Source organism: Haloarcula vallismortis ATCC 29715, from assembly GCF_000337775.1.
Lineage (GTDB): Archaea > Halobacteriota > Halobacteria > Halobacteriales > Haloarculaceae > Haloarcula > Haloarcula vallismortis.
Genome location: NZ_AOLQ01000050.1, coordinates 1 through 734, shown reverse-complemented (window position 1 = coordinate 734; position 734 = coordinate 1). Strand labels below are relative to the sequence as shown.

The window sequence follows — 734 nt, the reverse complement described above, 5'->3', positions numbered from 1 at the left end:
AGTACAATTGCCCCCTCCTGTCTTATCAAATCCTGATTTAGGACTCGCCAAAATAGATATGGTACTAGATGGTGTATCCTGACCTAAGATGCCTCAGTCTGGTTCCGAGGAGGCCTCCACAGACGATCCCCAGCTGGATACAGAGCGGCTTGACCAGCTTCGAATTATCCTCGAGGAGACCCGCCTCCGACTCCTCCAGCAAATCCTCGCCTCGGACAGCGGCGCCCTGTCCGTTGAAGAACTAGGCTACAGGAACACTGACATCAAAGACCAGACAATCGATTATCACCTCCGAGAGCTTGCTGACCGCGGCATCGTAACGAAGCTCAAGACAGACAGCCCGGCAAACGACCTCCCGAGCACGTACTGGGCGGTATCCGACCTTGGAATTCAGCTACTGAAACGGCTCGGATTCTACGACGAGATTGCGGTACTGTCAGAGGCTGACGATTCACTCGAACGGACCGCTCGCATTGAGGAGATCGAAGCCTTCAGCGGGAGGCCATCGCCGAACTGGTACGATTCGCACTCTTCGTAGCCCGAGGCGATTCAGAGGTTGGAATCAGAAGCACTCCTGTAAACGCCCCTGAGGCGGGTCGCTGCTCTGAACTCAGAATCTACTGAATTTTGGCAAAAAAGTCGTGACCCGCTTCCTCAACTCCTGGCGAGAAGAACCACCAACCATTCTATGACAATAGAGAACCATTTTGTAGCATCCTACATTCCGAACCTAT

1 protein-coding gene is annotated in these 734 nt (G+C 53.3%); it reads left to right on the top strand.

What is annotated here, in order from left to right; translation table 11 throughout:
* Nucleotides 1-88: 88 nt before the first annotated feature.
* Complete coding sequence (locus tag C437_RS12145) at nt 89-538, top strand: winged helix-turn-helix domain-containing protein (protein WP_004517258.1); 450 nt, start codon at nt 89-91, stop codon at nt 536-538.
* The last annotated feature ends 196 nt before the right edge of the window (nt 539-734 follow it).